The sequence below is a fragment of the Priestia sp. LL-8 genome (genome assembly GCF_036227845.1).
GTDB classification, from domain to species: Bacteria; Bacillota; Bacilli; order Bacillales; family Bacillaceae_H; genus Priestia; species Priestia zanthoxyli.
The window spans coordinates 1,198,865-1,224,719 of sequence record NZ_JAZAQH010000001.1; the positions used below are offsets into that span (position 1 = coordinate 1,198,865).

Annotated in this window: 23 protein-coding genes and 1 riboswitch; of the genes, 13 read left to right on the plus strand and 10 right to left on the minus strand. The window is 38.0% G+C overall.

Going from position 1 to position 25,855, the window contains the following annotated elements:
* The first annotated feature begins 220 nt into the window (after positions 1–220).
* Positions 221–1,834, plus strand: a complete 1,614-nt coding sequence (locus U9R83_RS06070) for a M20/M25/M40 family metallo-hydrolase (RefSeq protein ID WP_328575164.1) — start codon at positions 221–223, stop codon at positions 1,832–1,834.
* An 18-nt stretch (positions 1,835–1,852) separates the two neighbouring features.
* On the opposite strand, the gene U9R83_RS06075 is transcribed toward U9R83_RS06070, so the two are convergent.
* Together U9R83_RS06075 and U9R83_RS06080 are read right to left on the minus strand one after the other, a co-directional pair.
* Positions 1,853–2,650: a VOC family protein gene (locus tag U9R83_RS06075; RefSeq protein ID WP_328575165.1), complete on the minus strand. Its 798-nt coding sequence runs from the start codon at positions 2,648–2,650 to the stop codon at positions 1,853–1,855.
* A 146-nt stretch (positions 2,651–2,796) separates the two neighbouring features.
* Entirely contained in the window at positions 2,797–3,168 is a 372-nt protein-coding gene (locus U9R83_RS06080) for a CotG/ExsB N-terminal domain-containing protein (protein WP_328575166.1), read from the minus strand.
* A 113-nt stretch (positions 3,169–3,281) separates the two neighbouring features.
* Here U9R83_RS06080 and U9R83_RS06085 point away from each other — a divergent pair, with 113 nt between their 5' ends.
* The gene (locus U9R83_RS06085) at positions 3,282–3,728 is read left to right on the plus strand and encodes a GNAT family N-acetyltransferase (RefSeq protein WP_182420767.1); all 447 of its coding nucleotides are present in this window, start codon (positions 3,282–3,284) and stop codon (positions 3,726–3,728) included.
* Between the two features lie 32 nt (positions 3,729–3,760).
* Here U9R83_RS06085 and U9R83_RS06090 read toward each other — a convergent pair whose 3' ends face one another.
* Entirely contained in the window at positions 3,761–3,967 is a 207-nt protein-coding gene (locus U9R83_RS06090) for a hypothetical protein (protein WP_226701066.1), read from the minus strand.
* A gap of 59 nt (positions 3,968–4,026) precedes the next feature.
* Positions 4,027–5,196 carry an MFS transporter gene (locus U9R83_RS06095; RefSeq protein ID WP_328575167.1) on the minus strand — a complete coding sequence of 390 codons (1,170 nt, stop codon included), beginning with the start codon at positions 5,194–5,196 and terminating at the stop codon, positions 4,027–4,029.
* Positions 5,197–5,371: 175 nt separating this feature from the next.
* Here U9R83_RS06095 and U9R83_RS06100 point away from each other — a divergent pair, with 175 nt between their 5' ends.
* Positions 5,372–5,509 carry a hypothetical protein gene (locus U9R83_RS06100; protein WP_328575461.1) on the plus strand — a complete coding sequence of 46 codons (138 nt, stop codon included), beginning with the start codon at positions 5,372–5,374 and terminating at the stop codon, positions 5,507–5,509.
* Positions 5,510–5,597: 88 nt separating this feature from the next.
* On the opposite strand, the gene U9R83_RS06105 is transcribed toward U9R83_RS06100, so the two are convergent.
* The 3 genes from U9R83_RS06105 to U9R83_RS06115 form a co-directional block, all read right to left on the minus strand.
* Positions 5,598–6,899 (minus strand): NCS2 family permease, encoded by a 1,302-nt coding sequence (locus U9R83_RS06105; RefSeq protein WP_140450296.1) that lies wholly within the window; start codon positions 6,897–6,899, stop codon positions 5,598–5,600.
* Positions 6,900–7,117: 218 nt separating this feature from the next.
* Positions 7,118–8,068: a sensor histidine kinase gene (locus U9R83_RS06110; protein ID WP_226701068.1), complete on the minus strand. Its 951-nt coding sequence runs from the start codon at positions 8,066–8,068 to the stop codon at positions 7,118–7,120.
* A gap of 17 nt (positions 8,069–8,085) precedes the next feature.
* Positions 8,086–8,784 (minus strand): LytR/AlgR family response regulator transcription factor, encoded by a 699-nt coding sequence (locus tag U9R83_RS06115; RefSeq protein WP_108674508.1) that lies wholly within the window; start codon positions 8,782–8,784, stop codon positions 8,086–8,088.
* A 175-nt stretch (positions 8,785–8,959) separates the two neighbouring features.
* Between U9R83_RS06115 and U9R83_RS06120 the strand changes: the two genes are divergently transcribed.
* The 6 genes from U9R83_RS06120 to msrA all read left to right on the plus strand — a co-directional run bounded on the left by U9R83_RS06120 (position 8,960) and on the right by msrA (position 14,265).
* A complete protein-coding gene (locus U9R83_RS06120) occupies positions 8,960–9,697 on the plus strand; it encodes an ABC transporter ATP-binding protein (RefSeq protein WP_108674509.1) in 738 nt (245 codons plus the stop codon).
* A 1-nt stretch (position 9,698) separates the two neighbouring features.
* On the plus strand, positions 9,699–10,865 hold the full coding sequence (locus U9R83_RS06125) for an ABC transporter permease (protein WP_014461111.1): 1,167 nt from the start codon (positions 9,699–9,701) through the stop codon (positions 10,863–10,865).
* 218 nt (positions 10,866–11,083) lie between these two features.
* Positions 11,084–11,881 carry a phosphotransferase family protein gene (locus U9R83_RS06130; protein WP_308125272.1) on the plus strand — a complete coding sequence of 266 codons (798 nt, stop codon included), beginning with the start codon at positions 11,084–11,086 and terminating at the stop codon, positions 11,879–11,881.
* A gap of 137 nt (positions 11,882–12,018) precedes the next feature.
* Positions 12,019–12,519, plus strand: coding sequence for a MerR family transcriptional regulator (locus U9R83_RS06135; protein ID WP_042992263.1), 501 nt, complete (start codon positions 12,019–12,021; stop codon positions 12,517–12,519).
* Positions 12,520–12,721: 202 nt separating this feature from the next.
* Positions 12,722–13,150, plus strand: a complete 429-nt coding sequence (locus U9R83_RS06140; protein ID WP_182420763.1) for a MarR family winged helix-turn-helix transcriptional regulator — start codon at positions 12,722–12,724, stop codon at positions 13,148–13,150.
* A gap of 152 nt (positions 13,151–13,302) precedes the next feature.
* Positions 13,303–14,265, plus strand: a complete 963-nt coding sequence (msrA, locus tag U9R83_RS06145; protein WP_028414192.1) for a peptide-methionine (S)-S-oxide reductase MsrA — start codon at positions 13,303–13,305, stop codon at positions 14,263–14,265.
* Positions 14,266–14,290: 25 nt separating this feature from the next.
* Here the strand turns inward: msrA and U9R83_RS06150 are convergent, their stop codons facing one another.
* From U9R83_RS06150 to U9R83_RS06160, 3 genes are read right to left on the minus strand one after another with little or no spacing between them, the layout of a single operon-like run.
* Complete coding sequence (locus U9R83_RS06150) at positions 14,291–15,415, minus strand: GerAB/ArcD/ProY family transporter (protein ID WP_014461106.1); 1,125 nt, start codon at positions 15,413–15,415, stop codon at positions 14,291–14,293.
* Positions 15,416–15,427: 12 nt separating this feature from the next.
* Complete coding sequence (locus U9R83_RS06155) at positions 15,428–16,513, minus strand: Ger(x)C family spore germination protein (protein WP_014461105.1); 1,086 nt, start codon at positions 16,511–16,513, stop codon at positions 15,428–15,430.
* 14 nt (positions 16,514–16,527) lie between these two features.
* Positions 16,528–18,048, minus strand: coding sequence for a spore germination protein (locus U9R83_RS06160; protein ID WP_328575168.1), 1,521 nt, complete (start codon positions 18,046–18,048; stop codon positions 16,528–16,530).
* A 202-nt stretch (positions 18,049–18,250) separates the two neighbouring features.
* On the opposite strand from U9R83_RS06160, the gene U9R83_RS06165 reads away from it, so the two are divergent.
* From U9R83_RS06165 to U9R83_RS06180, 4 genes are all read left to right on the plus strand, one after another.
* Positions 18,251–19,906 (plus strand): alkaline phosphatase, encoded by a 1,656-nt coding sequence (locus tag U9R83_RS06165; protein WP_014461103.1) that lies wholly within the window; start codon positions 18,251–18,253, stop codon positions 19,904–19,906.
* Positions 19,907–20,657: 751 nt separating this feature from the next.
* A complete protein-coding gene (locus U9R83_RS06170; protein ID WP_014461102.1) occupies positions 20,658–21,401 on the plus strand; it encodes a LytR/AlgR family response regulator transcription factor in 744 nt (247 codons plus the stop codon).
* 159 nt (positions 21,402–21,560) lie between these two features.
* On the plus strand, positions 21,561–24,584 hold the full coding sequence (locus tag U9R83_RS06175; RefSeq protein ID WP_014461101.1) for a PAS domain S-box protein: 3,024 nt from the start codon (positions 21,561–21,563) through the stop codon (positions 24,582–24,584).
* Between the two features lie 87 nt (positions 24,585–24,671).
* Positions 24,672–24,767: riboswitch (yybP-ykoY riboswitch) on the plus strand.
* 96 nt (positions 24,768–24,863) lie between these two features.
* Positions 24,864–25,679 carry a TerC family protein gene (locus U9R83_RS06180; RefSeq protein WP_014461100.1) on the plus strand — a complete coding sequence of 272 codons (816 nt, stop codon included), beginning with the start codon at positions 24,864–24,866 and terminating at the stop codon, positions 25,677–25,679.
* The last annotated feature ends 176 nt before the right edge of the window (positions 25,680–25,855 follow it).

Sequence of the window (25,855 nt, forward strand, 5' to 3'; positions counted from 1 at the left end):
ACAGCTTATTGATCGTATCCTAGACTTTTTAGAAGATGACGCAAAGTAAAAAAAAGAGTGTGCGGTGCTATCCCTAGCCGCGCACTCTTTTTTTTATCATGTGCGTAAAGGCAGCGCCATACTATGATACATAGGGAGAGATTGAAAGGGTCTCTGTCAAAGGGATTGACGAATGGTTTTGTTTGATAGAAAATTTAGAAAAAGGAAAGAGATGAAGGGTATGTCGAACAAAACATCTTTGTATCAAACAAAAGAACAGTTAAAAAAACTTGTAAGCGAATTGGTTTCTATACCTAGCGTGACAGGAACGATGGCAGAAGTGGAAATGGCTGAATCGATAGCGTCGTATTTATTGAAGCTGCCTTACTTTCAAAAAAACGAGCAAGTCGAGCTTCATTCAACAGGAGACGGGCGGTCGATTGTCACAGCTTTTGTTCAAGGGAAAAATACGAACAAAACAGTTGTACTAGTAAGTCATTACGATGTAGTGGATGTACAAGATTATGGACAGTGGAAAAAGGATGCTTTTCACGCTGATACATTAACGAGTACTTTTTATAGCCACATGGAACAAGTTCCCGCGCACGTACAAAAAGATATGATAAAAGGAGACTGGCTTTTTGGCCGAGGAACGATGGACATGAAAGCAGGCATTGCCCTTCACATCAGTATGGTTGAACGAGCATGCAACGGAGAGTTTGACGGAAACATCCTGCTGCTGTCGGTACCGGATGAAGAAGTAAATTCGCTTGGGATGAGAAAAGCAGTCCCTGTTCTTTTAGAACTTGCCCGCAAACATCAGCTGGATTTTTCTCTCATGCTAAATGCAGAACCAGTGTTCAGCCGCTATCCTGGTGATCAAACGAACTATGTGTACTCAGGATCGATTGGGAAGATCATGCCAAGCTTTTTGTGTTATGGAAAAGAAACTCATGTAGGGGAACCGCTAGCTGGTTTAAATGCTAATTTACTAGCTTCTTATTTAGCAAAAGAAATAGAATTAAACGTTGATTTTTGCGAAAAAGTAAGAGATGAAACGAGTCCACCTCCTACGGTGCTGGTACAAAAAGATTTAAAAGAAGAGTATTCCGTTCAAGTTCCTCACTCTGCCGTTGTATTATTTAATTTATTTATGTTAAACCGCTCTCTTAAAGAAGTAACAGATCTGCTGTTGAAATCGGCTGACAAAGCGGCTTTGAATGTGAACAAACATTATAATAAAGCCGCTAGGCAGTACGCTGCGGGAATGGAGGGTTCATCTCTTGACGTGAACGTATGGACGTATGAAGAACTTTATACTCATGCAGTCAAACAGCACGGTGAAAAATATGTGCAAGAAATGGAAGCAGCACTTTTGGCACAAGAGGATGATGACAGAAATAAAACCATTAAATTAGTAAACTCTTTAGCTGGTTTATGTAAAGAAGCAGCTCCGATGATGGTCTTATTTTTTACGCCGCCTTTTTACCCGGCCGTTTGTTCACATGATGATCCCTTTGTACAAGGGATTTTGTCAAACGTACAGGCAACTGCTAAAGAGAAATTCCAAGTGGAGCTAGTTGAACAAAGTTATTTTGGCGGAATTTCGGATTTAAGCTATGCCAGCCTGCAGCATCCGCTTCATACATTTAACACGTTAGTAGCCAATATGCCGCTATGGAATAAAGGGTATCATATCCCGCTAGAAGAGCTAGAGGAGCTGAAGATGCCGGTGCTGAACATTGGACCGCTGGGAAGAGATGCGCATCAATGGACCGAAAGATTAGACGTTCAGTATTCCTTTGAAATTTTGCCTCATTTCATTTATCAAGCTATAAAAGAAGCACAGAAATAAACATCCGCCCGCGGATGTTTATTTGTTGAATTTAAAAGAAGCTCCTTGTACGGTAAATTGTTGCGGTGTTAGAGCGTGATCCAATTCAACCAAAAATGGACGCTCTCCAACTTTTTTTAATGTATCATGGACAACACCTTGTGTCCCGCTGCAAAAAATAAGGTTTCCTCCATTGATATATAGTTTTTGACAATGTGCATCAAGTAAAGAGTCTTTGTAGCTTTCGCCAGACTGAACGTCCAGCAGTTTCATCCACTTGCTGATGGATTCTTCGAGGTTATGTACAGCACAGTAAATATTTTTTAGCTGCAGCTGACCGGCTTGATGGGAAGAAAGAGCCGCTAGCTTTGGCTTGCGTTTTTCTTCTGCTTCACCCCATTCAATAAAAAAGGGAAGAGGCAGGGAATCGTGGTCAGCTTCAATAAAACACATTTTCCATCGAAGTCTTTCTCCATCATTGGTTTGACGAGAACCCGCTACAGGACCTTTTACAGTGACGTTCTTGCTTTCCAGCTCTTTTATCAGCAATTCCATATCATCTGTACGGAATGCAAATCGACCAAAATGACCAATCGGTGTATGTTCGTTAACAAGCTGCTGAATAAGGTCATTACCTGTAACATTTTGAGCTAACGCGATATCTCTAAGCCCAAGCCATTCAATATAGCTGAGGTTAAAATAAGCCAACGTGTTAAAAGTGCCCCATCTTTCATGGATGCCCCCTCTAACGACGTTTATTCCGTATTCGTTTAGTTCTTTCTGAGCTCTAATAGGATCAGGTGAAAAATGAACAAGGTGATCAAAAGATAAGTGCATGGATAGGCCTCCTCTTAAGAGAGATTCTTTCCCATTATTATACTTTGTTTTCTTTTTTAAGAAGAGTAAAACGAATGATTATGTAAAATAAAATCTATAAAAAAGCAAGCCGCGTATAGTTTAAACTCGACTTGCTTTAGATTTATTTAGCGGCGACAGCCATGCCCTTTAAAGCAGCAGCCAAATGATTTATTAAACCATGGATATGAGCAGCAAGGTGAACCGCAGCGACAGCGGCGACGGCTAGAACGACGAGTAGAACGGCGAGTAGAACGGCGAGTAGAACGGCGAGTAGAACGGCGAGTAGAACGGCGAGTAGAACGACGAGTAGAACGGCGAGTAGAACGACGAGTAGAACGGCGAGTAGTGCGGCGAGTAGTGCGGCGAGTAGTGCGGCGAGTAGAACGGCGGCGTGAGCGTCTGTGGCGTGCAGTTGGCTCTTGGTACATAAATGTTTCAAGCTCAGTAGAAGCAATCGCTTCTGTTGCTTCTCTAATTCTTTCAGCAGTGATATGCATATAAACACCTCCTGGCTAATTCGGTACATAATACAATATGTACAAGGAAGGCGTTTGGATATAGTGAAAACATGGAATTTGTCTAAATTTGTGAAAGAAATGGAGTGGTTTTCATGCTTCAAATCCTCGAACATCAAAGAGTGGATATCGCTCTTCAAATAGTAGCTTTGCAAATAGAAGCTTATCAAGAAGAAGCAAGGCTCATTGGTTTTTCAGACATTCCTCAGCTTACAGAAAGCAAAGAAGATATTATAAAAAGCAAGGAAGTGTTTATCGGAGAAATGATTGAACGTAAGCTAGCTGGCGTGCTGTCGTTTGAAAAAGAAAATGAGCGATTAACGATTTGCCGCCTTGTTGTGCGTCCTCAGTACTTTCGAAAAGGGGTGGGCAGCCGTCTTTTGGCGTATGTACTTCAAAGATATTCAGAATGTGAGTGTATGGTGTCTACAGCCGAGCGAAATACACCTGCCATTAAGTTATACGAAGCTCATCAGTTTTCCATTATAAAACGTACTGCAGCTGCTGATAATCTTGTGTTAGTAACGATGAAAAGAGATTGAGACATAGCTAAATTAATCCAAAGACTAACAAATTAGCTACATGAGCTAGTAGGAATCGGCTGTTGATTTCCGTGCAAGACTTCGCTTTCCGCAGGCGGGGATGAGCCTCCTCGTCGCTTCCGCTCCTGAGGGATTTCATCTCTACCGCTTATCCCGCAGGAGTCTCCGCTTTGCTCTCCAATCACCACAGCTAGAATACTCATAACAATAAAAAAATCCGAACGCGTTGGATTCTTCATCAAGAATCTCGATTCATCGTTCGGATCTTCCTTCAGCTAAAATACTTTTGTCCAAGCCTCTACGATGAGAGTGTTTGCTCAGAATAATCTAGAGCTGTATGGCGCTGAATCAGCAGTAAAGCAGCTAAAGTGACAACGGCTCCGATAATAAAAGGCAGCGTCATATTGAGTTTAAAAGCAAATGCACCAAGCAGAGGGCCAAAAATACGCCCTAAGCTATCCATTGAAGCAGTTAGCCCCGAAGCAGAGCCATATCCTACTTTGGTTCTCATCGTAATCAATGAGAGGACACAAGGGCGAATAAGGGCATTTCCTGCTGTAAATATGCACAGAAATAAGGTAGCGTTAGCGGCACTAGAAGATAACAAAATAGACGTGAATCCTATTGCTGAAACCAATAAGCCAATGGCCATCAGCTTTTTTTCATTTCCTTTTTTAAATCGCTGCAGCACACCGCCTTGAATCAACGCTTGAGTTAAACCGCTCGCCATAAACATCCATCCGATTGTCGTAGGAGTAGCATTAATTTTCGCTATTTGAAAAAATTGAAAAGTAGCTTCTAATCCAGCGAGCGTAAAAGTCGCTAAAAATGAAAGAACATATAAATACTTCATAGCTCCTTGAAAATCTGACGTGAAGTCATGCCATCTGGATGTCTGTACTTTGGCAGCAGATTCTTTTTGTAAAGATTCTTTTAACGTAAAGAATGAGAACGCTGTCATAATCAGTGACAAGATACCAGAGATAACGAAGGGAACAAACAAACCGAAAGATGAAAGGATGCCGCCTAATGCCGGTCCAAAAATAAATCCTAAGCCAATCGACATTCCTAACAGTCCCATTGCTTTCGTACGGTTTTCTTCATCTGTACTATCAGAAGCGTATGCAAAAGCACAAGGAATAACAGCTCCAGCAAACAAACCTCCAATGATGCGTGACATATACATTAAAGTCAGAGAGTTTTCTGCCATCGAAAAAAGAAAAAAGCTTGCGCTAAAGCCAAGTAAGCCCCAAAGTAAGATGGGACGGCGGCCTTTTATATCGGAAAGCTTCCCCCAAAAAGGTGCGGTAATAAAAGATGCGATCGAATAGCTAGCCATTAGTATCCCTAAATTGACCGTGCTTGCACCCGTGGCACGAATAACTTCAGGTACGATGGGGATAATCACTCCGAAGCCGACAAATACCATAAAAATAACAAACATTAACGTTCCAAGCTGTTTGTTCATATGCAATTAAGCCCCTTTCTCTGTAGAACATGTCATGAGTTTAGTATATCAAATACAACGGAATTTTTTACGTATATTTGGTAAAAAGCGTTTTATTTATTAGTGAAGAAAACATGTTAATATTTACCTGTTACGCTGATGATGATACAATTTTAAAAAAAGGGAAGTGAAGCAATTGCCAATATGGATTGTATTTGCTGGGATCATAGGCGGTCCTTTAGGGTTTGGAGCGCTAGTGGATTATATAGCTAAAAAGAGAAGTATCCAGCTAGATCCAGAAGAAGGGATAAAGAATGCTTCTGACGCAGAATAAATCTATGTGGAAAATTATCTTTATCAAACAAAAGAAAATAACAATTACTTTCAATAAAAAAAGCTTGGAGACGAATCTCCAAGCTTTTTTAATGCGGTAAAAAGATGAGCTGATACAGAAATAAAACAGCAAAGACATACACAAGCGGATGAACTTGTTTGCCTTTTCCTTTTACCAGCTTCATTAACGGATAAGAAATGAAGCCAAGCGCAATTCCTGTTGCAATACTTGATGTAAGAGGCATCGCTAGAACAACTAAAAAGGCAGGGAACGCTTCATCAAAGTCATTCCAATTAATTTTAGCTACAGCACCCATCATCAAGCTTCCGACAATAATTAATGCAGGTGAAGTAATAGCTGCTACGCCAGAAACCGAGCTTACAACTGGGCTAAAGAACGCTGCCACAATAAATAAAATGGCTACCGTCACACCCGTTAGACCTGTACGTCCGCCTGCTGCTACACCAGATGAAGATTCAACGTAAGCCGTTGTTGGGCTTGTACCAAATAAAGCGCCAATCGTTGTACCAAATGAGTCAGCAAGCAGTGCTTGACGCACGCGAGGCATCTTATTACCTTTCATAAGACCGGCCTGTTGAGCTACTCCTACCATTGTACCTGTTGTATCAAAAATCGTAACAAGTAAGAAAGAAAAAACAACTGTGTACAAATCATGATGAATAACATCTCCAAAAGCAGCAAAAGGATTGGAAATCATTAAGCCGTCTGGAAGGTGAGGGGCAGCAAACAAACCTTTATCAAATGAAAGCTGTCCTCTAAAGAAAGCAATTAATCCGGTAATAATCATACCGAAGAATAAAGCGCCGTTTACATTTAGCGTATATAAAATGATTGTAATCGCAAGTCCGATTAGTGTTAACACTACTTTTTCAGACTGCAAATCACCAAGTCCAATTAAATTTGATTTATTTGCAACGATAATACCAGCTGAACGAAGTCCGATAAAAGCAATAAATAAACCGATACCAGCACTGATTGCGTGCTTTAAATTGCTTGGAATAGCTTCAATTAACTTTTCACGAAACGATGTTAACGATAGGATGATAAAGATAATACCCGCTACAAATACAGCTGAAAAAGCAGTAGCATAGTCGATACTTCCATTTGAACCAACAACTAAAGCAGCAAAGTATGCGTTCATTCCCATACCGGGAGCAATAGCGATTGGATAATTAGCTGCAAGAGCCATCCATAGCGTAGCTACGACTGCTGAAATAATAGTAGCTGTAAATACTTGATCAAAAGGAACGCCGGCGCTGGACAAAATAACTGGGTTCACAATGACGATATAAATCATGGTTAAAAACGTTGTAATACCAGCTAAAATCTCTGTTTTAGCATCCGTGTTATATTCTTTTAACTTAAACATAAGTAACCTCCAAAAATAACGAACATTAAAAGCAACATGATATATAATATTCGTTTTTTACTTGAAATGCAATAGATTTGCATATAAAAAATCAAAAACTAAAAAAGTGACGATAAAAGAGCTAAAACAAGTGTGAAATATTTCTTTTTTTCGGTGCTTTTTATAGTGTGTGCGTATAGAAGAGGCTCATACGAAAAAAGCCGCTTGGGCTGTAGCGGCTATGTTGCTTGTTTTGAGACAACGACTATCGGAAATTTTATTTTAATGGAAAGAGTTAAATCGTGATACGTGTATTCCAAGCGTCCGTGATAGTTGGAAACAAGTTCAGAAATGATCCACGTGCCAAGGCCTTCGTGGCGTTCTTTCTTTTCTGTAACATGAAAAGAAGTAAACAAGTGATCTTGACGCTCTCGTGATAAAGGAGCGGTAGAATTGCTGATTTCTAAAATGTAAATGCCGCTTCGAATCATAGTCGAAACGGTTATCTCTTTTCTTTCAGAAGAATGAGCGGCTTCTAAAGCGTTATGCAGTAAATTCATGATGAGATTCATTTGGTCAAGGTGCTTTAAAGGCAGCTGTGATAACGGTGAATCTAATTGAACATTCATATTTATTCCCCACGTATGTGCTTGATTTTTACTTTGATGTACAACAGAAGCTACGTGCGAATGTTCACCTTGAATATATGAATGGGTATCATTCAAAGCTTCAACGTAATCTTGAATATACTCTTGTGCCTGCTGTCTTTGATTTGTTTCTAGAAGATAGGATACGGCGCTGACATGTTTAATAAAATCATGTCTTTCAGCTCTTAATGCTTGAAAAAGCTCATTGTTTTTTTGAATTTCACGTGAAGCACTGCTTTCCCGGTTGGTTACGAATAGGTATTGTTGATAAGACGAAAACATGTCGGTCATGTAACCAATCATTGCGATAACGGTTAGGCCAATGCTAAAAGGTGAAGATAGGCTAAATAAAAGCAGGAAAAAAGACGTCAGTACGATTGCTTTTTTTATCGTTAGTGAAGGAGCCGTTTGATATTTCTTTCTCCATATAAAAAATGAACCAATTATAAATGAACTAAGTAGGAGATGTAAACTAACAGGCAGGTCTTGAAAAAAGAGGAGCACGAAAACAGTTAGTAAAACTAGTGTGTAAAATAGTTTCATTTTAAATAGTCCCTCCTTTAAAAGTATTCTTTTTGCAAGATGTCTAAATTTGTTTTCGTGATTAAAGCTGTTTTTTCGGTGCTTTGAAACATCACTGAGTATGAGTGCTTAGTATACAGGGAGAAATTTTGAATATAGGAAATATTGATAATAAAAGCTCGATGAGACCTTAGAAAATGACTCGCTGTTAATTCTTTTTCAATTTCGTTTAACGATTGATACGTACTAAACTCTCCATTTGTCGTTATGATGGTGGTAGAGCGACCCGTTCGTTCTGCAAATATAATATCTTGTTTGTTCAGCACTTGCATTTCGGTTTTTTGTTTTAAAATAAGCTTATCTCTTGTGTTATTTGATTGGTTTTTTTGATGAAAACGCTGAATGCCTTTTAACAGACGTTCTTTAGAATAAGGCTTCATAATGTAGTCTAAAACGTTGAGCTCAAATGCATGAACGGCAAAGCCGCTGTGCCCAGTGACAAAGATGACTTGAATATCAAGTGCGTAAGCATTGATAAAGTCTGCAAGCTCATAACCTGATAGCTTTGGCATTTCAATATCTGTAATTAATAAATCAATTTCATTTTTTTTAATTTCGTTATAAGCTTCCTCCGCGCTGCTAGTCGAAAAAAGTATGTCTATATCATCTTCTCTTTCTAAAGAAATCCTCAATTTCTCTAAATCATATGAATGATCATCCACTAATCCTACCTTCATAAATAAAAACCCTCTTTGTTTCATTCTATTGGATATTACCACACTATTTTACCATGATTTACAAGATGGAAAGGACGTTTCGTGACATAAAAAACCCTCTTTATGACAAGATGGAAGATGCTGTATGAAAAATAAGCTAAGATATAGTCAATCACAGTAAAAGGGGAGAGCGGATATGATTGAAATCAAAGGTGTTACGAAATATTTTAAAGAGAAAAAGAAAACAATTGCAGCTGTTCAAGATGTTCATGTAACCATCGCACAAGGAGAAATTGTAGGACTATTAGGTGAAAATGGAGCGGGGAAAACAACTCTTTTACGTATGCTGTCGACTGTACTTGAACCATCGGAAGGTAATATGTTCATTCACGGAATTAACATTCATAAACAGCCCGATAAAATAAAACAAAGAATTGGCGTGCTTTTTGGCGGTGAAACAGGTTTATACGACCGTTTGACAGCTCGTGAAAACTTAGCTTATTTTGCTAAGTTTTATGGAATGAGCAAACATGAAACAAAGATAAGGATTGAGGAGCTGGCCAAACGTTTTGGAATGAAAGATTACTTGGATCGCCGCGTCGGAGGCTTTTCAAAAGGAATGCGTCAAAAAGTAGCCATTGCACGCACTATTCTTCATAACCCGGACGTTATCCTATTTGATGAGCCGACTACAGGATTAGACATTACATCAGCAAACATGTTTCGTGAGCTTATTAAAAGTCTGCAAAGAGAAGGGAAAACGATTATTTTTTCCAGTCACATTATGGAAGAAGTGGAGATGCTGTGTCAGTCTATCATCATGATTCATAAAGGAAAAATGATTTATCAAGGAACAAACGAACAGCTGTATAAAGAAGAAGAAAGCACAGACTTAAACTACATCTTTATGTCGCGTATCGTGAGGGGGGCTTAAGATGATTTGGCATATTTATAAAAAAGAGTTAATTGATTGTTTGCGAGATCGAAAGACGATTATTTTTAGCGTGTTGATTCCTATTTTGTTAAATATAGGGATTATCTTTTTTGCCGACAAAATGATGGCTAGTAATCAAACAGATTCCATGTCTGTAGCTGTTACAAAGGATTCTGATGCCAGTGTGATTGACTGGTTAAAAAACGATGACAATATTAAAGTAATCGAAAGCAGAAACCCACTCAGTGCTGTAGAACAAGGGAAAGCGTTAGCGGCGTTAAAGGTGCCAGACGATTTTTCTTCAGAAGTGCGTAAGATGAAATCGCCAGAAGTTACTGTTTATACGGATTCAGCGAGCATGAACTCAGGTGCTACCGCGGAGTATATACAAAATATACTGAATAAACATCGAGAAGCTATAGTTAGCGAACGCTTAGATCAACTAAATGTGAATAGTGAAACGATGGCTCCGTTTAATGTGGTTGAAAAAGGAGTATCTAAGGAAGATGACGGCTCTTTAACAATGATTGCGATGTTTGCGCCAATGATTATCATTATGGGCGTTTTAGGTGGCATTCTTCCTTCTGCCAATGATATTTTTGCAGGTGAAAAAGAACGAAAGACAATGGAAGCTTTATTGATGGCTCCTGTCAAACGAACGCAATTACTGGTTGGAAAATGGCTTACTATCTCTACATTCGGTATAATAAGCGGCCTTTTGTCTACATTGGCATTTGTTTTCTCTGTACGTTATTTAACAACTGTATTAAATGATGCACTACAGCTTAACGGTCATTTTACAACCTTTATTTTATCTTTTTTAGTCACCCTTACCCTGCTAGCGCTGCTAGGAGCTATGGTATTATGTATTCTTAGTCTTTTAGCAAGTTCGGTTAAAGAAGCGCAAAGCTATACATCTCAGATTATGATGGTAGCGGTACTTCCATACTTTTTACTGATGGGGAAATCCGTACACGAACTGCAGCCAAGCGGATTCTTAATTCCTATTTATAACGTATTTGCACTTATGAAACAGCTTCTCTACGGTGTCTATGACATGCAGAGTCTCATCTATACAATAGGAAGCTTATCGGTTTGTACGGTTGTTTTATTTGCGGTTGGTTATACGATGTTTACAAAAAGCCGCTGGGTGCTTGGTAAAGGTTAAGAGACTGGGCAAAAGTAGTTTAGTTGAAGGAAGGTCCGAACGAGTAATCGTTCGGATTTTTTTAATGGAATGGTGAACGTATGTTTCAAGTATGTAATAAGCGCTTCATAACAGCTCATTTACCACATTTGTTTGTTTCTAGATTAAAGTGATTTCGTTATGTCTTATCCTTTTTGTAGGGAAAGAGCAATCAAAAGAGAATGTAGAAAGAAAGGAGAGTGAGACAGTTGCAGCCTATTCCTATTATAGTAGAAGAAATTCCTGACTCTATAAAAAAGTATGTGAAACAAATCGAAAAAGTGACGTTTCCAAAGCAGGGATGTACGTCGGATGTTGGTATCCTTCATACCGCTAAAGGAAGGTATGTTTTAAAGCGGACAAAAGGGGAAAAGTACAGAAAATGGTTATATAAGGAATATTATGTATTAAAGAATATACAAGCACTGACAGACTTTCAAAGCCCGAGAGCTTACAAGTTTGTTCAAACAGCAGAACAAAGCTGGCTGCTGCTAGAATTTTTTGAAGGAAAAACTGTAAGAGAGTATTTAGAGAAGGAAAATAATGAAAAAAAGCGCGAGCACATTGTCTACGAAATGGGGCGTCTTCTTGCTCGTATTCACGATGCGAAGTGTCCAGAACAATTAGTGAGTAAGCAGCTGTGGATCCACCGAATGCTGCAAGAGGCAGAGTACAATTTAATCCACTATAAGGTAGACGGAAATCAACAGCTGTTAAAACAATTACAGGATCAACACATGATATGCAAACAAGAGGTGCTTATTCACGGAGACTACACAATTGATAATGTACTTGTGCACGACGGTCGGATAACAGCTGTTATTGACTGGAGTGGAGGAACCTGTGGAGATGCTCGTTATGATATGGCGCTTGCTGTGCGCTTTGAAGACGTAATCTTTACAGGTAAAGAGCGCGCGTGTTTTTTTAAAGGATACGGCAAGGGGATTTCACAGCACGAATTTTGTTATTTTGCAGAAGGATTGTACGAGTTTTTCTAAGCAATAATGACATCATTTTCTTCATTTGTTGAACGTCCACTTTCTTTGACGAATTCATACTAGTTTTGTCACGTATGAAGGGATTTAAAGATTTCTCTCGAAATGGCTAGTAAATGAAAAAAATGGAGGGATGGAATATGACGATGAAAACGGTAGATGTGGCAAAGTCGCTGGGAATACATCCAAGTACGGTATTAAAGTGGGTTAAAATGGCGGATATCGAGCTAGAGAGAAATGAATCGGGACACTGTGAGTTTACAGAAGAAAATGTTGAAGCACTTAGAAACTTCCAAAAAAACCGCAATCGTCAAGCCGTCGTCAAAGTGGTCGAAAAAGTAGTAGAAAAAGAGGAAGTCGTTATATCTGATGAACGTGCGCAAGACATGCAAAAGCAGCTGGATCAGCTTTTTTTAAGGCTGATTGAAAATGAAAAGCGTACAGAAGAAAAAGCGGGAGAAGTAGTTACCTTTCAAATTTTAGAGCATCGTTCAGAAATCGATCGATTAAATAAAGTTATTACGAAATTAGAAAATCGAGTAGTGGAACTTGAAAGTCAGTTAAAAAATGAAGATAGCTTAAAAGGTAAAAAGCCTGTTCCAAGATGGAGAAGCTTTTTAACCGGTATTTTTAGCTACTAGCAGCGATTTACCATAACGGTAAATCGCTTTTTTTATGGAATTTTATGAAAAATACATCAATTCGTACAGGTTTGTGGAAAAAAATCTCAATAATAGTTGACGAAACGCTTAGTAATTTGATAAAACTAATTAAGTTAAGAAAGTGAAATACTTTCGTAAATACATATTCGTTATCATGTGATAGCGTTAAGGAGAGTGACAAGTGAAAAAAAGAGAAGAGCTCGTTCAAGAAATGGAGACGCTGTTTCGCTTTGTGTTCAGACAGCTTCGCCAAGAAATTAATGAAGTATACAATTCAGAGCTATCAACAAATGAATTTATGGTGCTTCGTATGCTGGTTGATTCCGGCAGGCAGCGATCAACTGATTTATCAAAGTATCTTCAAGTGTCAGCAAGTCACATTACGGCGGTAACCGACTTGCTTTTGTCAAAAGGCTACATTGCGCGCAAACGGTCTGAAAACGATCGGCGTATTATTGATATTGAACTGACCAAGGAAGGACAGGATATTTTTAATGCTATTCAAGAGAAGAAACGAGCGTATTTTATCGAACGGTTTGAGCATTTTACAGATAAAGAAATTGAAACGATGAATAAACTGTTCCACAAAATTAAAGAAAGTAAAAAATAAAGCGCTTTAAAGTCGAAAAATAATCAGTGAATATTGGCTTCACTGATTATTTTTTTGTCTTAAAAAGCAAAGAGTACGAAAGGCAAGTTAGTTGGTGAGAATATAAAATCAGCGTATAATAGTAGAAAGAATACATGAAGGAGGTCATCTTTTTGACAGAACAATATGAAGTAGCAACTTTTGCCGGCGGCTGTTTTTGGTGTATGGTGAAGCCCTTTGATGAACAGCCAGGCATTATAAAAGTTGTATCTGGTTATACAGGCGGTCACAAAGAGAACCCGACGTACAAAGAAGTATGCTCAGAAACAACGGGCCACTATGAAGCGGTCCAAATTACATTTGACCCAGAAGTTTTTCCATATGAAAAGCTTTTAGAACTATACTGGCCTCAAATTGATCCAACGGATGCAGGCGGACAATTTGCGGATCGAGGCGACTCGTATCGAACAGCTATCTTTTACCACAACGAACACCAAAAGGAACTAGCCGAAGAATCGAAGCAGCAATTAGAAGCAAGCGGTCGTTTTTCTGAGCCGATTGCTACACAAATTCTACCGGCAAAACCGTTTTACGAAGCGGAAGAATACCATCAAGGTTATTATAAGAAAAATAAATTCCGCTATGCTATGTATCGACGAGGATCTGGACGTGATCGTTTTATTAAAGAAAACTGGAAAGACTTTGGCCGCGACGAGCAGCTGAAAACGACATTAACGCCTATTCAATATGAAGTTACTCAAAATGACGCAACGGAACCTCCGTTTCGCAATGAATTTTGGGATCATACAGAAGATGGTATTTATGTAGATATCGTGTCAGGAGAGCCGTTGTTTAGTTCAACTGATAAATATGATGCCGGATGCGGATGGCCGTCTTTCACAAAAGCGATTAATAAAGATGAAGTAAAAGAAAACATGGACGTTAGTCATAATATGGTTCGTACAGAAGTACGAAGCAAAACGGCTAACTCTCATTTAGGTCATTTATTTGATGATGGTCCGCAAGATGCAGGCGGCTTGCGTTACTGCATCAACTCAGCAGCTCTTCGATTTGTTCCGAAGGAAGATTTAGAAAAAGAAGGATACGGGGAATACGCTGTTTTATTTAACAAATAAAATAATATGAAAAAAAGAGCGTGATTCAACTTAAAGTTGGCTCACGCTCTTCTTTTTGTGCTTTCTTTTGTTTTATTTTGGCTCGAATGAGGCTATAGAGAAAAAGGAAAGGAATGTAGCCATAAATAAAGTAAAAGCCGGTCATGGATAATCGTGTATTAAGATGATCGATAGTTTCTCGATCGTCAAAGAAAATAGAAAAACCAAGAAGGGCAATAAGAACTAATATGAGAAAAATCGTAGGCGGCTTATTAAATGTTTTACTAAATCCACGAATTGTACACCATACGCTGACAGCAATAGTAGGAAGAACGACTAAAAGCCACAGAGAAATTAAAATATATTCAAAACGCTGTAAAAATGGAATTTCAATAATTTTAGCCATTGTTAAAGTTGGCCAGATGGTATGGCCTAACTGTCCTTGACTAAAGTAAGCAAATGACACTAATGCCGTGCACAAATATAAAAAAGTGCTGAACAAAACGCCATATTGCCCCCACTTCTGACTAGTAGCGCCATTTTTTATAAACGGATAGAAAAAAAGCACGGATTCAAACCCCAAATTCTCAAAGGTCATCATCTTAGTCGAAATTAAAAATTCCCATATCGTGTGATCAAACAAAGGAAATAAATTATTAATGTGCCCATACTTCAAAGGGTAAATTAAGGCAAATATGAGCGGCAAAGGAAGCATGACCCCAAAAAAGGCAATTCCAGTAATCACACGAAACCCACCGGAAACCGTGTAGTAAATAATAGGCAAGTATACAAGTGATACGATCCATGTTTCTAACTGTGGAAACATCCATATTTGTAAAATCTCTACGTAGGTTCGGTAAATCGTTAACGCAAAGATAAAATAATAAATGGAAGCGGCAAGAGTTAAAGCTCCTCCAAGGTATTTACCGAAATATAACCGGTGAATATCAACAATATCGCTGTTTTCACGAGTTAAGATATTAAAGATCATGGCTAATAAAATACAAACGCTGATTGCAGCAAGGAAGATGGATATCCATGCTTCATATCCGGCACCTTTAATAATATAACGCTGAAATCCTAGTATTCCAACGCCAATCTGAGTAGAGTGAACTAAGAAAAAAAGAAAAGAAGGGGAAACTTGATTTTCTTCTTTAATTGTATTGTGCATCTTTTCTTCCTCCTAGTTGCTAATACCGGTTTGAATAAGGTGAACGCGAGCTTTTACTTCAATATTCATATCCGGATATTGCGCTTTAAATTCTTCACTGTTAAACCTTCTCGTTTTACTTCGAACATAATCTGTAAAACAAATGGGGTCGATCCTATGTTGCTGAAGTTTCTTAATAAAGGCATCCCCATCTTTTTCAATATCTTTTTGGAGCATTTTTTCAACCATTTTAATACGAGCCGGATCAGTTAGGTCCACCCATCCAGGAAATTCTTTTACAAGGCCATCGATAGTTAAGTGCGCAACAATACTTGGATGTTGATGATTTCCTTTAATTTCATACTTTGTTTTGGTGCGCAAGTTTTGCAATATAATTTCGCCTTTACGGTCATTCTCTTTAATTTTTACTGCGTAGCGTCCGTGCTTTGTTCCGCTTGTTAGCAGCTTAAACAAAAATGTTTCTTTCATTCCAATGGTTGTAACGACTTTTTGTTCTTTGAAAAGCGCCAGCCCCTTTAATTTAATAGCATCTTTTTCTTGTGCTAAAACAGGAAGATACGGGTCACGGTCGTCGCTAAAAAAACTGAATAAAAAAATTTGTAAATTGGTGTTAGGCAAATTTTCTGTGCGGATATTTTGTTCGATTAAATTAGAAATAAACTGATAGTCCTTAATTTTCTTTTTTGTAACGGAGCTTAATAATTCATGTGCGTTGCCGTCTACAATGCTTAATTTAATATTACGTCCAAGGTCTGGATTTCTAGCAATTGTATTTACTAACTCATCTACTCCATGTGTCGCAAATTCTTTTCCCATAACGATGCTTCTCAGCTGCCCAAACGCGACGGGAAGAGATGATTTATTGTTTAAACGGAGTGGAATATCAAATGATGAATTAGCAGTAGCCGCAATAATACTCGGTTCTTCCGTTGGTCCGTATTTATAGATAGGGTATAAAATTGTTCCTCTAACTTTATTGCTTTGAGGAATATAATCATATCCGATGGAGTTGACTACTTGAATTTCGTCAATCGTTTCACGGTCTGCACAGCTCGTTAAAAAAGTAAGGCAAGTGCATAAAATTAGTATTCTTTTCATGACGTTTCCCCGCTTTACTCATTATCTAAATTACTTTTTCGTTTCATCTTATTCGCTTTTTTAGGGTTATAGCGGAAGCGTTCTAAAGGACGTAAGTAGCTTGGACGCTTTGCTGTATGACTATAGGGCAATCGCAGAAATGTATCCCTGTACTCTGTGGGGCGAAACGGAAAAAGCGGAACAAGATAAGGCATGCCCAAAGATTTTAAACGAAGCAAATGAACCAGCAAGAAACAAAAGCCAAATGTGATGCCGACTAAACCGAACGCAGTGGCAAACAAAATAAACGGAAAACGTAGCAGCCGGATCGTGTTAGACATTTTAAAAATAGGCGTTGTAAAAGAGGCTAAAGCTGTCAGTGAAACAATAATAAGCAAAATATTGCTTGTTAACGCAGCTTCTACCGTTGCTTGCCCAATAACAATCCCGCCTACGATTCCCAGTGTTTGCCCTACTTTTGTTGGAAGTCTGGCTCCTGCCTCCCGAAGCAGCTCAATGGTTATTTCTAAAAAAAGCACTTCGATAACAGGTGGAAAAGGAACGTTTGTCCTTGAAAAGATAATAGGCCCCAGCAAATCTTTTGGAAGCATCTCATAATGATACGTAACAATGGCTACATAAAGAGGCGTAGCAAAAATAGAGAAAAAGACGCCCAAAATACGAATAACCCGGAAAAATGACCCTAGAACCCACGGTAAATAGTAGTCCTCGGGTGAAATAAAGAAGTCAAGCAATGTTGACGGTCCGGTAACTGCGTAGGGTGAACCACTCGAAAAGAAGGCAGCTTGCCCGTTTAACAGACTAAACAGAACTCGATCAATCCGCTCTGTTGTTAAAAAAAGCGGAAACGCCGTAGAAGAATTATCGGAAATCAATTGATCAAGCATTGTACTATCAAAAATGACGTCAAAATCTATTTCTTCAAGGCGCTGGGTCATGGTCTCTACGTGCTGAGGATTCGTTACGCCTTCTAAATAAACAAGCACCACGCGCGTTTTCGATTTATTTCCTACGGTGAGTTCTTTAAAAATAAGGTTTTCGGAAATGACCGTTTTTCTCATTAAATAGAGATTGACATCTAAATCCTCCACAAAACCAATTTTAGGACCAACGACGCTGAACTCATTTTCCGTTTCATTTTCTTTTCGAAACCCCGTATCAAAGCTTTGAACTTTAATAAGAGCTACTAGCTTATCGTCTTTATGCAGTTGAAACATCACATAGCCGCGCAGCAGCTTTTCTAAAATTTCTTTTGTATCTTTTGTAACAGAAATATCTTCAATCGGCAGAACATTTTCGACTTCATATACACTGCTTAACGTGAAGTCTAGTTTTTGAAAAGGCTCAAGTATTTTATCTTCAACACTTTGCATATTTACGAGCTGCTTAAAATAAGTAATGATGTATTTTCGATGCTGCGAACCAATAGCTAATGTTGTGAAATCACTTGATTTTTTAAATTGTTTAATCAGTTCATCCAATGTTTTTTTGGGCTGATCGTCTGCATTCTTTTTTTTAAATAAATGTTTAAACATAACCGTGCCCCTCGCATGACTTTCTATTACTGGTAGTTTGTTCATGTACTTCCTTTTTATTCGACTATTTTTTCTCAAGAAGAAAGGAAGAATATAAAGACAAACTTTACACTCTTTTACAATGGATAAACAGTGGGTTTACGTTTAAATGATAACTTTAGAAATGTCAAAGATAATTACATAAAGGAGCGGGTACATTTATATGAAGAAAAAATTAGCAGGTATTACACTGGCAGGAGCGGTAGCATTGGCCTCGTTTGGTGTAGGAAACTCACTTATTCAAACGGAAGCAAAAGTGGAGCATAAGTCAGCTAAGAAACCTAAAAATGTCATTATGATGGTAATGGACGGGACGAGTTCAAATGCTACTACACTCGCAAGATGGTACAAAGGAAAACCGTTACACATGGATCAGCTAATGGCCGGGGGAGTACGGGCGTATTCGGCAGAATCTGCTATTACCGATTCCGCTCCGGCAGCTACTGCTTTAGCAACAGGAAATAAATCAAATTCAGGCTATGTAGGCGTGTTGCCTTCGGTAGTAAATACGCCTGGAGTTAAATCTGTAGAGAAAGAGGATCAGTTTCGTCCGGTAGCAAACGTTCTAGAAGGAGCAAAGCTTTCAGGGCGCGCGACAGGAATCGTGGCTACTTCTGAAATCCAGCATGCCACACCAGCTGGGTTTTCAGCTCATAACTATAACCGTGATGACTTCCAAACGTTAGCTGAGCAGCAAGTATATCAAAACATGGATGTAGTGCTTGGAGGAGGTAAGCAGTCTCTTCTTCCAGGAGCAGAAGAAAAAAGCCGGAAAGACGGTGAAAACTTAGTCAATGTATTGAATAAAAGAGGATATGACTTTGTAGAAAACAAAAAAGAATTAGAGCAGTCGCGCTCTAAAAAAATCTGGGGGAACTTCGCTGACCGAGACTTGGCGTATGATATGGACCGCCCACAGACAAAAGCAGAACAGCCAAAGTTGTCCGAGATGACAAATAAAGCAATAACGACGTTGTCAAAAGATAAAGATGGTTTTTTCTTATTTGTTGAAGGGAGCAAAACGGATTGGGCAGCTCATGCCAATGATCCAGTAGGAATGATTAGCGATGTATTAGCGTTTGATGAAGCAGTGGGCAAAGCAGTAGAGTTCGCTAAAAAAGATGGAAATACGATGGTTATTGCGATTGCCGATCATGGGAACAGCGGTCTTTCAATCGGTAATGCAAATACAACAAAAGGATACGATACCACACCTGTTTCTGCTTATATTGACCCATTAAAAAAAGCAAAAATGACGTTAGAAGGCGCTACGTCTAAATTAAAAGAAGATTTATCAAATAAAGAAGAAGTAGCTGCTTTGTATGGTTTATCAAATCTAACTTCAGAGGAAAAAGCGCAGCTGACTAAAGCAAGAGATAAAAAAGAAATCAGTGCTACACTACCGAAGCTATTAGCCAACCGAGCAAACCTTGGATTCACAACGGGCGGTCATACGGGTGAGGATGTATTTTTATACTCGTACGGCGTAAATCGACCAATGGGGCACTTTGATAATACGGATATTGCCAAACATATGGCTAAGTCAATGAACATTAACTTAAACGAATTAACAAACGAATTGTTTATTGAAGCAAATAAAGCGTTTAAAGGCTCAAATGTAGCGATTGACACAAAAGACAAAAACAATCCTGTGCTGGTAGTAACAAACAATAAGCGAACGGTACGTTTTCCAGTAAACAAAAATATTGCGATTGTAAATGGGAAAGAAATGCAGATGGACAGCGTAATTGTACAGGATAAAAATGGTCGCTTCTTTGTACCGAAACAGGCACAGCAAATTGTAAAAAATGCAAAATAAGAAATAAATGTAAAACAGGCCGAAGTATAACTTTAGGCCTGTTTTTTTACAGATAATAGATGGATAATTAGGTGTGTTAGCCTTTATAGAGGAATGAATTGATTTATTTTACAAATAAATAGCTTTGAACTCTTAAAGGAATGGAAAGTCTTCACCTTTAAATATATGTGATTTATACTATGAAATGGTATAATAATCATAGTTCTAAAAGGAACTAGTTCGGAATACATATGTAAGTTCATAACGTTATATGCTAGAATTTTTATAATAAAATGAATAAAAAATACATAAATTTTTTCAAGTAAAATTACAAATACAGGGTTATTAAGGGTTTTGTGTAAGTAATTACCTTGAATAAAAAGTAAAAAAATGAATAAAAGTATGGGTGGAAGAACGTAGAACATGTTTTAATAGTAAGAGAAGACAAAATGATTGAAAATAGCGTGTCGCCTTTATCAAAAATATTAAATAAAGATTCTGGCATGCTGGTTTACAGATTATAAAAAGGGTATTAAATCATTGTTAGGAAAATAAATGATAATAGATAAACGGTTTTTATTTCTTCTTCTAGAAAACCTACAATTATTGCAATATTCCCCATGAACAATCGTTATGTGTTCATTAACGATTAGCGTCCGTGTAGATCATTCATCTCACCATAAAAACACTATAAAGATGTGTAGACATGCATAAAACAGAATGGGCAATAGTTCGTACTATACTTTAACATTGTATCCTAGGGGGAGTCAGGATGAACAAAATTAACTTAATTATTGCCGATGATAACGAAGATTCGGTTGAAATTTTAGATTACTTTATAGAACAGCTTCCGGAATTTGAAGTTATCGGAATCTGTAAAGACGGAGAGCAGCTCGTACAGGAAGTGATGGTTAAAAGTCCAGACCTTTTGCTTGTAGACATTAATATGCCTACGATTAACGGTGTAGATGCAATAAAAAAGTGTCTGCGCATTAAGCCGAATTTAAAGTTCATTTTTATTACAGGTTATGATGAATTTGCTGTGAAGGCATTTGAACTGTCGGCACTCGACTACATTGTAAAACCGATTGAAAAAACAAGGCTTTATATGGCTTTAGAGCGGGCTAAAAATTCCATTGGAATTGATAAAAATCAGTTGAAAAAGCCAAGTGATCAATTAAAGAGGCTGCCTGTAAAATTTAATGGGTCTACTTATTACATTCCAATTGATCAAATTATTTTTATCGAAAAATCAGGGAAGAAATGCTTAATTTATACTCAATCACGTGTCTATGAGACATATGAAAATATCAGTGATATCTATATGTATTTGAATCCTTCGGTATTTAGTCAAACACATCGGTCTTATATCGTAAATTTACAGAAAGTTTCACACATAACGCCGAAAAATGAGACATATCTTGTTTATTTTTTAGAAATTGATGAATATGCTCATATCTCAAAATTAAAAATCCAAGACGTTCAAAAACAGCTGCATCAGTTAATGACAAATTAAGAGATGCTGCTGCTTCTAAAATAGTCATGTTGATAAAAGGACGAAGCTTATGTAAGTTTCGTCTATTTTATGTGTCTGCTTTTGGAATAAATGATAGTAATATAGTTTTTATGAGGAAAGTTAGATAGAAGAAGTAACGTTGAATTGAAAGGAAAGAAAATGATTTCAATTACTGGTCACTATAATGAATTTACCGTATTTCTTGCTGTCATTGTAGGGATTCTTGCCTCTTATACAGCACTTGATATTATGAGCAAAATGATGAAAAAACAGCGGAACAATTATTTATGGCTTACTCTGTCAGCAACTTCAATGGGGATTGGAGTAGGAGCGATGCACTATATTGCGATGCTTGGTTATTATGTTCCTGTTAGCTTTCATTTTGATGTTGTACTTTCTGCACTTGCTTTGATAATAGCGATTAGCGGATCACTAGGTGCGTTTTGGACATTTTGGAAATGGCGCACGTCGGTATGGTCAGGGCTTATTTTGGGAAGCAGTATTGTGGGCACACATTATATTGCCATGGCAGCAATCGAAACAGAAGCACACATTCATTATTCCGTGCTATCTGTTTTGCTTTCTATCATCATCGCTCTGGTCGTTGCATTTTATGCGATGCACTTGTTTTTTCGGTCAAAAAATGTAAAAGCTAATCCATTCCTTAAACTTGTTAGCTCTATTTTGCTGGGTATTGGCATTTCAGCTATGCATTTTATCAGTATGTATGGAATGAAGCTCCATATTGAACACTCAGTTGTTAGAAGATGGGGGCAGTGGCTGCCGTATCAAGCGCCATTTTCCAATATGATTGCAAGTATCACGATTACGCTACTTATTGTCTTCCTGCTTGTTGCTGCTTTTAAGCGTCAGGAAGAAGTGAGGGACAGTCAATTAAAAGAAGAGTATTATCAATCTCTTTTTAACTACAATCCCAATATTGTGTGTGCAGTTGATTTGTACGGCAATATTCAAACGATTAATCCAAAAGGAATCGAGCTGACAGGATACACGTTAAATAAAATGGAGAAAATTCCGTTTCCCTATATGTTTAGAGAAGCTGAAAAAGCTGAAGAATATATGTGGAAATCCCTGAGTGGAGACTCTGTTTATTATGAGGCAACGCTCATTCGCAAAGATAATCAGCCTGTATATGTTGAAGTAACGCAAATGCCTATTATTGTTCATGGTCAAATTAAAGGCAGTTACGTCATCGCCAAAGATGTAACAGACCGAAAAAAGGCTCAACAGCAGCTTTTGAATTTACAAAAAGATTTAAAACGAACGCTTTCACAGCAAGATGGTACTATTTTTAAGTTTGTGAAGAACAGTAAAGGATATGTCTATACGATGTGCGAAGGCAAAATGATTCGTGAAATGGGATATGAGGAAATAGATGTTGTCGGAAAAACACCTGATGAATTTTTACCTGAATCCTACGCAAGAGATAATAGGAGTTACTATGATAAAGCATGGGCGGGAGAGAAAGTGTCGTATGAAGTGCTTTTGAACGACTTTGCTTACTATACGAAGTTAACGCCTCATATCTACAAAGGAGAAGTACAAGAAGTTATTGGTTCTATAGTAGATATTACTGATCTTCACGAAGCAAGAGAAAAGCTGGCTAAAAGTGAAAGCATGTATCGATCCGTTCTTTCTACAATGTCAGAAGGCGTGGTGTTTCATGACCTTGAAGGTAACTTAATTGCTGCCAATGCGTACGCTGCTAAGATTCTAAACGTGCCTTATGACCAAATGTTATCGGTTAACCCGTTTGGTTTAGACTGGGAAATTATTCATCCTGACGGCACAGCTTTTGCACTCGAAGATATTCCATCAGTCCGCTGTCTTCATACAAAAGAGCCTGTGCGAAATACAGTCATGGGCATTTATTTAAATGAGAAAAAGTTGACGTGGCTTTCGGTGAATGCTGAACCTCTTCAAGAGAGTAAATATTATAAAGGCGTAGTTGTCACATTTTATGATATTACGAAGCAGCAGGAACAAGAAAAAGACCTGCTTCATTCTAATCAGCAAATGATTATAGCAAAAGAAGAAGCCGAAAAAGCAAATCAAGCCAAGTCTGAATTTTTATCAAAAGTCAGCCACGAACTTCGTACGCCTTTAAACAGTATTTTAGGCTACGCGCAGATATTGGAAGAGCAAGGGGAAAAAGATTTAACAGAAAAACAATTGAATCGTATACGGAAGATTTTAAAAGCAGGCAATCATCTTCTTTATTTGATCAATGAAACGCTTGATTTATCAAAAATTGAATCCGGTCACTTAGCGATCAATCTTGAACCAGTGTCAGTAAAAGAGGCTATTGAAGACGCACTTAAAATTATGAAACCATTAGCAAAAGATAAGCATAGTATATTTTATACTCGCTTTCACGCCTACCAAGAAGTCTTTGTTGAAGTAGATGAACTTCGGTTTCAGCAGATTTTATTAAATCTGCTTACCAATGCCATTAAATATTCGCCTGCTTATCGCGATATAACGATCTATACCGACATCACTCAGCATCACGTAACCATATCAATTGAAGATAAGGGCTTTGGAATTCCCCATTCAGAATTGCATCGGATTTTTGAGCCTTTCTACCGTGTAAATAGACTAGAAAAAGACGGAACAGGAATTGGGTTGGCGCTTGTAAAACAGCTTGTTGTATTAATGAATGGAACTTGCGGAGTGCGAAGTGAAGAAGGAAAGGGCAGTACATTTTGGGTTCGTTTTCCTTTAGTACACCCACCTGTTCCTAAACAATTATCCAATGAAGGGGAAGCTGAGCTATTTTTAGGTTTTTCCATGCCGACATCGATTGTATATATTGAGGATAACGATACAAATATTGAGCTTATGCAATCGATTCTTTCTCCATATAAAAACGTTAAGCTCTTAGTTGCCAAAACAGGTGAAAACGGCATCCAGCTGATCAGATCCATTTCACCCGATATGATCTTAATTGATATTGATTTACCGGATATGAATGGTTTTGAGGTATGCAAACAGCTTCAGCTGGAAAAAGAATTGAGGCATATTCCTCGAATTGCCCTGAGTGCAAGCGCGATGCAAAGCGATATCGATCAAGCTTTTTTAGTCGGTTTTAGTGAATACGTAACAAAGCCTATTCATATTTCAACGTTTTTGAACGTATTAAAACGCTTAACAAAAGCTTAACAAAAGCTTAACAAAAGTTTAGAGGGCTTTTCATTGACTTATTAGCGAACCTTTTATAAAATTAAAACAACTTAATACATTTACTTCTTACGGAGTAAAGGGGAGTAGCGTCAGGGAAACCTGAAACAAAGTCGTCATTACATGGAGTATTCCATCGGCTTTGTTGGCATAATGATTATGCTTAGCAAGACCTTTGCCATATTTGGCAAAGGTCTTTTTGTGTTTTATTCCGGTAATGAGGATAAATAAACTTATACAAAGAAACGAGAGGGGATTTTTATGGATGCATCACTTTTGTTAGAGTATGGATGGGTATTGCTAGTGCTGGTTGCATTAGAAGGAATTTTGGCAGCGGATAATGCTCTTGTGATGGCTATTATGGTCAAACATTTACCGGAAGAACAACGCAAGAAGGCATTATTTTACGGATTAGCCGGTGCCTTTATTTTTAGATTTGGTTCATTGTTTTTGATTTCATTTTTGGTAGATGTATGGCAGCTTCAAGCCATAGGAGCCATTTACTTATTGTTCATTTCCATTAATCATATTGTGAAGCGATATGTGAAAAAAGGCGATCATGAAAAAGTAAAAGAAGCGGACGGAAAAAAGGGCTCAGGTTTCTGGATGACGGTTTTAAAAGTAGAAGTAGCGGACATTGCTTTTGCGGTTGATTCAATTTTGGCTGCTGTGGCTCTTGCCGTTACGTTGCCAACAACCACTCTTCCTAAAATTGGCGGACTCGATGGCGGACAATTCTTGGTGATCTTTGCCGGAGGAATTATGGGATTAATTATTATGCGTTTTGCTGCAACTTGGTTCGTCAAGCTATTAAATACGCGCCCGGGTCTAGAAACGGCGGCTTTTGCTATCGTAGGCTGGGTAGGGGTTAAGCTAGCAGTTTACACTCTTGCTCATCCGGAGTTAGGTATTATTAATGAACACTTCCCTGAATCAAAAGTATGGAAAATTACGTTTTGGGTTGTGTTACTTGGCATAGCAGTTTCAGGCTGGTTTCTATCTAAAAACAAAGAACAAACTGATCTTGAAGGCTCAGAGAAAGAAAAAGACTCATTAAAGAAAATTGAAAATCAATAATACAAAAAAACGCGCTTTTAATGCGCGTTTTTTTTGTATTAAGATAAAATACCTAGTTTAAATCGTTTCGAGAAAGGGTAAAAGAACTAACTGGTGTTTAATTACTGTATATCCGAATGTTTTGCTTTTTCGCTCATATTCTGTAAAGAACAGAAGCAGCGTTGGATAATTCAGTT

What these genes read in the sequence shown, in the direction of transcription:
- U9R83_RS06180 (WP_014461100.1), top strand. Translation starts at nt 24,864, where the DNA reads ATGGATGCATCACTTTTGTTAGAGTATGGATGGGTATTGCTAGTGCTG.
- U9R83_RS06170 (WP_014461102.1), top strand. Translation starts at nt 20,658, where the DNA reads ATGAACAAAATTAACTTAATTATTGCCGATGATAACGAAGATTCGGTT.
- U9R83_RS06075 (WP_328575165.1), bottom strand. Translation starts at nt 2,650, where the DNA reads ATGCACTTATCTTTTGATCACCTTGTTCATTTTTCACCTGATCCTATT.
- U9R83_RS06120 (WP_108674509.1), top strand. Translation starts at nt 8,960, where the DNA reads ATGATTGAAATCAAAGGTGTTACGAAATATTTTAAAGAGAAAAAGAAA.
- U9R83_RS06105 (WP_140450296.1), bottom strand. Translation starts at nt 6,899, where the DNA reads ATGTTTAAGTTAAAAGAATATAACACGGATGCTAAAACAGAGATTTTA.
- U9R83_RS06095 (WP_328575167.1), bottom strand. Translation starts at nt 5,196, where the DNA reads ATGAACAAACAGCTTGGAACGTTAATGTTTGTTATTTTTATGGTATTT.
- U9R83_RS06160 (WP_328575168.1), bottom strand. Translation starts at nt 18,048, where the DNA reads ATGTTTAAACATTTATTTAAAAAAAAGAATGCAGACGATCAGCCCAAA.
- U9R83_RS06115 (WP_108674508.1), bottom strand. Translation starts at nt 8,784, where the DNA reads ATGAAGGTAGGATTAGTGGATGATCATTCATATGATTTAGAGAAATTG.
- U9R83_RS06110 (WP_226701068.1), bottom strand. Translation starts at nt 8,068, where the DNA reads ATGAAACTATTTTACACACTAGTTTTACTAACTGTTTTCGTGCTCCTC.
- U9R83_RS06125 (WP_014461111.1), top strand. Translation starts at nt 9,699, where the DNA reads ATGATTTGGCATATTTATAAAAAAGAGTTAATTGATTGTTTGCGAGAT.
- U9R83_RS06135 (WP_042992263.1), top strand. Translation starts at nt 12,019, where the DNA reads ATGACGATGAAAACGGTAGATGTGGCAAAGTCGCTGGGAATACATCCA.
- U9R83_RS06165 (WP_014461103.1), top strand. Translation starts at nt 18,251, where the DNA reads ATGAAGAAAAAATTAGCAGGTATTACACTGGCAGGAGCGGTAGCATTG.
- U9R83_RS06175 (WP_014461101.1), top strand. Translation starts at nt 21,561, where the DNA reads ATGATTTCAATTACTGGTCACTATAATGAATTTACCGTATTTCTTGCT.
- U9R83_RS06090 (WP_226701066.1), bottom strand. Translation starts at nt 3,967, where the DNA reads ATGAAGAATCCAACGCGTTCGGATTTTTTTATTGTTATGAGTATTCTA.
- U9R83_RS06080 (WP_328575166.1), bottom strand. Translation starts at nt 3,168, where the DNA reads ATGCATATCACTGCTGAAAGAATTAGAGAAGCAACAGAAGCGATTGCT.
- U9R83_RS06085 (WP_182420767.1), top strand. Translation starts at nt 3,282, where the DNA reads ATGCTTCAAATCCTCGAACATCAAAGAGTGGATATCGCTCTTCAAATA.
- U9R83_RS06150 (WP_014461106.1), bottom strand. Translation starts at nt 15,415, where the DNA reads ATGCACAATACAATTAAAGAAGAAAATCAAGTTTCCCCTTCTTTTCTT.
- U9R83_RS06155 (WP_014461105.1), bottom strand. Translation starts at nt 16,513, where the DNA reads ATGAAAAGAATACTAATTTTATGCACTTGCCTTACTTTTTTAACGAGC.
- U9R83_RS06070 (WP_328575164.1), top strand. Translation starts at nt 221, where the DNA reads ATGTCGAACAAAACATCTTTGTATCAAACAAAAGAACAGTTAAAAAAA.